This is a genomic window from Janthinobacterium sp. ROICE36, from assembly GCF_002869965.1.
Lineage (GTDB): Bacteria > Pseudomonadota > Gammaproteobacteria > Burkholderiales > Burkholderiaceae_D > Janthinobacterium.
The window spans coordinates 1-6,907 of record NZ_PEBS01000133.1; the positions used below are offsets into that span (position 1 = coordinate 1).

General features: G+C 57.3%; 6 protein-coding genes and 1 pseudogene. All 7 read right to left on the reverse strand.

From position 1 onward, the window contains the following. Window positions 1-148: pseudogene (locus CSZ94_RS29075) on the reverse strand (IS5/IS1182 family transposase); the annotation flags it as partial. A 380-nt stretch (window positions 149-528) separates the two neighbouring features. Further along, window positions 529-918: a type II toxin-antitoxin system death-on-curing family toxin gene (locus CSZ94_RS26620; protein WP_102124253.1), complete on the reverse strand. Its 390-nt coding sequence runs from the start codon at window positions 916-918 to the stop codon at window positions 529-531. After that, window positions 915-1,142 (reverse strand): transcriptional regulator, encoded by a 228-nt coding sequence (locus CSZ94_RS26625; RefSeq protein ID WP_102124254.1) that lies wholly within the window; start codon window positions 1,140-1,142, stop codon window positions 915-917. Before CSZ94_RS26625 ends, CSZ94_RS26620 begins: the two co-directional genes overlap by 4 nt. 185 nt (window positions 1,143-1,327) lie before the next feature. Next, window positions 1,328-2,383 carry a S41 family peptidase gene (locus CSZ94_RS26630; protein ID WP_102124255.1) on the reverse strand — a complete coding sequence of 352 codons (1,056 nt, stop codon included), beginning with the start codon at window positions 2,381-2,383 and terminating at the stop codon, window positions 1,328-1,330. 103 nt (window positions 2,384-2,486) lie between these two features. Beyond that, a complete protein-coding gene (locus tag CSZ94_RS26635) occupies window positions 2,487-3,239 on the reverse strand; it encodes a LytR/AlgR family response regulator transcription factor (protein WP_102124256.1) in 753 nt (250 codons plus the stop codon). Further along, window positions 3,239-4,573 (reverse strand): sensor histidine kinase, encoded by a 1,335-nt coding sequence (locus CSZ94_RS26640; protein WP_102124257.1) that lies wholly within the window; start codon window positions 4,571-4,573, stop codon window positions 3,239-3,241. The genes CSZ94_RS26635 and CSZ94_RS26640 overlap by 1 nt, the downstream gene beginning before the upstream one ends. Before the next feature lie 289 nt (window positions 4,574-4,862). Next, on the reverse strand, window positions 4,863-6,812 hold the full coding sequence (locus CSZ94_RS26645; protein ID WP_102124258.1) for a TonB-dependent receptor: 1,950 nt from the start codon (window positions 6,810-6,812) through the stop codon (window positions 4,863-4,865). Window positions 6,813-6,907: the final 95 nt, after the last annotated feature.

Consider the following 6,907-nt stretch of genomic DNA (forward strand, 5'->3'; position numbering starts at 1 on the left):
AATACAGCGCCTGGAAATCATCGTTCATGTTGGCCAGGATGGCATCGACCAGTACTCGCAATTTGCGCAAGGGATGCGCATCCGGGATGCGTTCCTCCAACGAGCGGTAACTGTACAGAGAGTGCTGGGTGACGTCGGTCTTGCGCATGATGGCGGTGGGAAAGTGGGGCTGATGAAACAACGTTTACCGGCCCGTGATGGTTGACGGGCACGGCGATTAATTCAACACCCTGTTACTGTTTCTAAAAGCGTTTTTGGAGACAGGTGTGACAAAACGGTGTGACAAAGATAAGGAAAACGCCTTGCCAAAGTACCTCTATCGTCGTGAGGACGGACGTAGTGTGAACTACTATGTTCGTCTTACCGCACCTACCTCAATCCAGTCTCGCCTTAGTAAAAATGCGGTTCGTGTATGGGGTGGGACGGCCCGTTTCAGGGGCGTGGCGGCGCTGGATTGCAGTGCCGCCTGCCCCTGGCTTGCGGCCTATCCTTGACCCCGGCCTCTACAAGGAAGCCTGTGAAAGAGGCTTACGGCCTGTCAAGACGTTGGCGTATCCACTGGGCAACCTGCTGCTCGGTCAAGTCACCAGCAGCAACGGCCAGCATGAAGTTGATAGCATCCACTTCAGTGAATTTCAATGGTGCACCGTTGATTGCCAGGAACAGGCGCCCGATTACCCAAGCTGTACGTTTGTTGCCGTCACTGAATCCGTGGCTGGTGGCGATGCCGTAGACGTAGGCCGCAGCTAGGTCGGCTACGTCGGGCGGCGGATTACCATATGTGTGACGGTTCAAAGCACGATTGAGCGCCGACTCGATGGCGTTCAGATCGCGCACACCCGACAGCCCGCCGTGGACTGCAAGCTGCTTGTCGTGTACCGCAAAAACCGTATCTCGCTGTACCCATTGCCAGCTCATTTAGCGAGAACTCGCAGGATATCACGGTCGTCGTGCATGATCGACTCGGCAAGAGCCATTTGGCGCTCAAACTCAGGGTTGTACGGGGTGATGCGCATCGCTCCGTCCGGCGCTTCCGTCAGATACAGCGTGTCGCCTTTCTGCACGTTCAAGATACGCTTCGCTTCCTTGTTCAGGATCAGCCCCTCGGATGCACCTACAGTAGTTACTTTGAACGCGAGCATGATGCCCTCCTTGATCTATATAAGTTTTATTATATACCTGCTTCGTAGCGTGTCAAGAAAGCCAGCCGACTCGGCAGTTTGATACAGAATGCCATTTGTAGTAGGTTAGTAGGTATGATTTCAATATGTGCCCTACCTCATCGTGACAAACATGAATTTCGCACCCGGCATATTGATAATAGGTTTTAGTGATCCTTGGTAACAAGTGGTGCGCCGCCATGAAGTTGTCGCTGCATCAGAACTTTGGCCGCCGCGGGGGCATCGTCCACCTTTGCCGCAACATCCGGGGTGACGCCCGTGCCCTCCCAGTTTGTATGGGTAATTGAGCTGATCGGGCGCTTGCTTGGGATAAAGATAGCAAAATGCTCGCTGAGACGATATGGCCGCGAAGCGTTGGCGCCGCCCCAAGTGCGTTCCCCGATCACCTTGGCGCGTTTCAGCGCCTGCATTTGGTACGCGAATGATTCGGCGGCGGACTTCGTATCGGGGCCTGCCAATATGAGGACCGGCTTCTTGCCCCCATAGCGTTTGCCGTCGAGCTTATCCTGCGTCCAATACTGCGTGGTGATACCGGTCGCACTTTCCCAGATGTCGTTGAGGCGGGTGCGCCCGTCAACAAGATAGCTGATCAGTAGCGCCACTGAGTCTTCCCCGCCACCGCCGTTGTTGCGCAGATCAATGATGAGGCCATCGGTGTCAGCGAGTTTATTCATCGCTGCGGCGAACTTGTCGGATACGAGGAAAACCGGCCCGAAAGAGGAAATCTCCAGATAGCCAATATTGGGACTAAGGTGATCAACCTTTTCCACGCCAAGGTCTGATGCAAGGACCCTTTCAAGCACGGCAGGTGGCACCTGTTTTTCCCACTCCGCCCGCGTCTGGGGTGGCGGCGGCATTGCATCATCGGGCGGCACCGGGCCGGCACTGACATCGATGAACATATGCTTGTCGTGGATAACGCCATCAATGTCATCGAATAGCTGTTTGGCGAGTTGTTGACCGTCCGTGACCCTATCGTACTTGCCCTCGCGCTGATGCTGGCGCAAGACAACTTCGACTTGTTTGGCTTTGTCTGGAAAAACGTAGTGGGCATTGAGCTTGGCAATCAGCGTATCGATGACCTCCAACCGGACTGCCCGATTGACCTCCACTGTCGGCACCACCGGGGGTGTGGCTGCGATTGCCCCTGTCACTGTCAGCAATAACAAAGCCAGGGAGACTATCCATGTATTTTTCATCATTTTCCTTTTTTTAATATGTTTAAATGATTAACTGCGAACTGAACCAACAAATCCGCCGTCGTCACGAAGTCGGCCAATCGGCAGGGAGGCTTTAACATCCCTGCTACATCTGGCGGAACTGCTTGGTAAATCCCTCGCTAACGGTCAAGCGCTCGGTCCGGCCTTTCAGGATGACCTCCAGCCCAGGGCCGCTGCGCACCCCGGATTCACTGCGTTCAATCCGGTCAATGGCCTGCAGATTGACAACGGCACTGCGGTGGATTTGCGTGAACAACTGCGGGTCCAGTTGGTCGAGCAGGGACTTGAGAGGCAACCGAATCAACGAATCGCCGTTGTCCGTCACCACCCGCGTGTACTTTTCGTTCGACTGGAAGTACAGCACTTCGCTCACCATCACCAGTCGCACCGAGTTGCCGCTTGAAGCCTTGATCCACTTGAGGTACACCGGTGCGCTCTCCTGTTCAAAGAGCTGTTCCCACACGGCCGGCGGCGGGCTTGCGGGAGTGCGCGACTTCAGACGACGGATCGTCTGCAGCAGGCGCGAGGTCGTCACCGGCTTGACCAGATAGTCGGACGCGCCGGCATCGAAAGCAGCCAAGGCATAGTCCGCATACGCTGTAACGAACACTACCTGGCACGACTCGGGAATATGGCGCGCCACCTCCATGCCGTTCAGGCCGGGCATCTGTATGTCCAAGAATACGATGTCCGGTTTCAGTACATCGATGCTCGCCACCGCGTCGATGCCATTTTCGACCTGGCCGACGATTTGCAATTCGGGCCACAAGGCACGCAGCTGATCCACCAGCTCGGCCTGCAGCAGAGGCTCGTCCTCGACGATAAGAGCGCTTGGCATCAGGCGTGGCTCCCGACAATAGGCACCGTCAACACTGCGCATACGCCTTGTCCGTCGCCCGGCTCCACGAAAAGGCTAGCCTTCCGTCCATATAGCAGCAGCAAGCGCTCTGTAATATTCGCCAACCCCGTTCCTTGCCCGGATTGTTCGGTCAAGCCGACCCCGTCGTCGACAACAGACACGCTCAACAGCCCGTGCGTACTGTCGCTTTCGTGCCTTGCGCTGATGGTAATCAGGCCCGGTCGGCTGGCCCGCTCCAGACCGTGTTTGACGGCGTTCTCCACAAGCGAGATCAGCATCGCCGGCGGGAATGGCAGGCTGCGCAATTGCTCGGCCACTTCGACAGCGTAGCGTAGGCGCGCGCCCATGCGGATGCGCATCACCGCCAGGTAGTCGCTAACAAGATCCATTTCTCGTCCCAGGGTCGAGGACGCCGAGCGCATATCGGGCATCGCGTTTTGCAGGTAGCCGACCAGATGGTCGAGCATCTCTTGCGCGGCCCGCTGGTCGGTGCGGATCAGGTACTTTAGATTTGCCAGGGTATTGAACAGGAAGTGCGGCTCTACCTGGGCCTGCAAGGCTGAAAGGCGCGCCTGCAACGAGGTGCGTTCCAGCTCGCGCTCACGCCGAGCCGCATTTAGCGCGCTTGCATGGCGCGCGAGGTGCAGTTGCAGTTGGGTAGACACCATCTCGGCAGTCTTTAGCGACTCACCTTGCTGGATCGCGAACCAAGCCAAGCCCGGTCGGCAGCGCAGCTCAATGTGGCAGTTGGGCCCCAAATCAAACGATACTCTCACCTCGACATGGCGCCCCAGCGCCAACGGACGCCAGCGACCCAGCACGATCCGGCCCTTGAAAGGGTCGTGAAAAAACGCAGGCGGACCGGAGTAGCCAAGTGCCGTGCCGAGTGCCAGCCCCGACAAGGAATCGGTGCACAGGTCAAAGGTGGTATAGGGATTGAACGGCGCCTCGATGCGACGCGTAACCAAGGAAGCCATCGCCTCGGCACTCAGCGCCTTGCCTTCTTCGCCCAGCCGCGCAAGAAAGCTGCGAGCGATCCCATTCGACATCAGCGCGAGCCAGACCATCACCGCCACTACGACGCCGCCGCCGACAATGTACGGGGTCAGCTTGCGGGTCTCTATTTCGCCCGGTGCAGTCAGGCTGAGGTTCAGCCAGAGCGGCAGCAGCGCGATCGCCAGCGACAGGAACAAAATTGAACCGGCGTTTAAGCGCAGCGCCGACTGCAGCAGGTAGCGGCGCACAAGGCGGCGGTCGTGCTTGACTTCCGATACGGGAGGCGCGTTGAATGGCAGAAATGGGGGAGAACTCATTAAATTCCTCGTGTTGAACTCGCTCTGCCATTCTAACGGCACGGGTGCCCGTGTTTTCTCCCATGCGACGAATGCCTGCAAATCGGGGAGGAAACCGGCGCTGGCGGGATGGACGCCGGCGATAGAGTTGCTGCAAGCGGTCGATCAGTGCGCGCAGCTTCAGGTCGCTCTCGTCCTCGCATAACCGGATGTTGCGTAAGTTATTCATGAATGGTCTACAAAAAAGATGACATAGGGCTTGCCGAAGATCATATTCAGCGGCAAGCAGAAAAGGGGCTTTGTCGACAGGCTAAAATCGCATGGTCGCCGACACGTACAGCGCCCTGCCATCGCCCGGCGCATGGCGAGTGACGTCATTGATCCAGACATACTCGTAGTAGCGATCAGCCAGATTCTTCAGTTGCAGGTCCAACGATAGTGAGCGGGAAACACGGTAAGTGAGACCGAGGTTGAGCAAGGCATAGGCGCCGTATTTAGGGCCGCTATTGGTGGAGGTCAGGAAATAGTCCCCTTGTCCATTGCCCCAGGCAGACAATTTGACCGCAGGATTGAGTTGCAGGTCATAGCCTGCAGAGTAAAGATGCCCAGGCACGTGATCAATTTCTTTCCCCTGTGTAGCGGGAGCTGCCGGATCCGGTTCCACGATGCGTGTCCGCTGGCGTGAGTAGGCAAACCAGGCGCTGTGGCGTTCACCCCGGTGTACATTGAGTTGCAGATCAATGCCTTCGCGCCGGGTCTTGCCGACGTTTTCCGAGTCCCCGGTCGGATCATTGAGCTTGCGCTTGACCTCATCGCTAGCATCCTGGCGCCACAAGGCAATGCGGCCATCGGCCCATGTTATTGGCTTGAATTTGACGCCGGCTTCCCAGCCTTCATTCATCGAGGGACGCAAGCGGCTCGCATTCGACTGATACGCGCCCGCTCCCGCGCCAACCTGGAAGGTCTTGCCCCAGTTAGCGTAGATGCTGGCTGCCTGCCATGGACTATAGACGGCACTAAACTTAGGTTGTCGGATCAGGCCATAGTCCTGAATCGGGTACTGCACCTGCTTGGACGGGTCAGTGAAGTCACCTTGTACCTTGTCGATGCGGTAGCCGGGAATGATCTTCAGACCTTTGACCGGCAGGAAGATCGCCTGGACATAGGTGCCATAGGTATCGAAGTCAAAGCGCTGGTCGCGCGTGGTGACCTTGCGTACTTTGTTCACCGTGCTGTAGCGCGGGCTTTGATCCTGCTGATGTTCCGCATTCGCGCCGACCTCGACCGACATGCCGCGTGCCCATGCCGCCGAGAGTGCCTGTGGCCGATAAGTCAGGCTGGCCTGCACGCCAAAATGTCTTTCATCGATGATGCGCTCTTGCTGTGATGCGAGCGGCGAATAGCGTAGCCAGCGCTGGTCGCGGACACTGTTGACATACGCTTTGGCGGATAGCGACAGACTCGGGTTGAGGTCGGAATCGAAGTGTGCACTTAACTGGCTCATCTCGCGCTTGCCACCATCCGATTGCGCATACGCGTACGACGCGCTGGGTGTACGATGCGCATCGGCCGCCTCCAGGTAGCCCGCTTCGTCGCCATTGCTTTGCGTGTGACGCGCCATCACGCCGATACGGGTGCGCGCGTCATCAGTGGTATAGAACCATTTCGCCGACAGCGTATATTTGTCAAAGGCGGCATTCTGGCGATAACCTGCCGACTGCAGATAGCCAGCGAAGTAATTTTGCGTCCAGTTACCTTGTTCGATGCCTTGGGCAAGCTGCATTTCGCGGGTATGGAAGCTGCCATAGCTGACCCGCGCTTCGCCGTCGTTACCGCCCGTACGCGTATGCATATTGACATTTCCGGCGATATTATGCAGACCATAACGCGGATCGTTGGTGCCGCGCACGATCTCGATACGGCTGATCTCCAGGGGTAATAGCATGTCCAGGAAGGGCATGCCGCCGGCGTTGTCGTTGCTGGGGATGCCATCGATCAGGAGCTTGACGGCATTGACCTCGCCTTCACCGTTAAAGCCACGGAACGATAGCTTGCCGGACTCATTGCCTTGTCGGAACTGGGTCAGCATCACGCCCGGCGCACGCGTCAACAGTTCCCAGGTGTGATTGACTTGCTGTTGCTGGATTACTTCCTGCGCAAGTATATCCACGGAACTGAGCACATTGCGCGACGAGAGGGTGTAAATAATTTTGTGTAAACGGTCATTTGGCAGGACACTGCCGCCACCAAGGAGAAACAATGACCGTTGTAAAGCGTAACAAGCGGGCCAAGCCCGACCCGGAACTGCTCAAACTGGCCGACAGCTTGCTGGCCAACTACCAGAAGCCCGAGGAT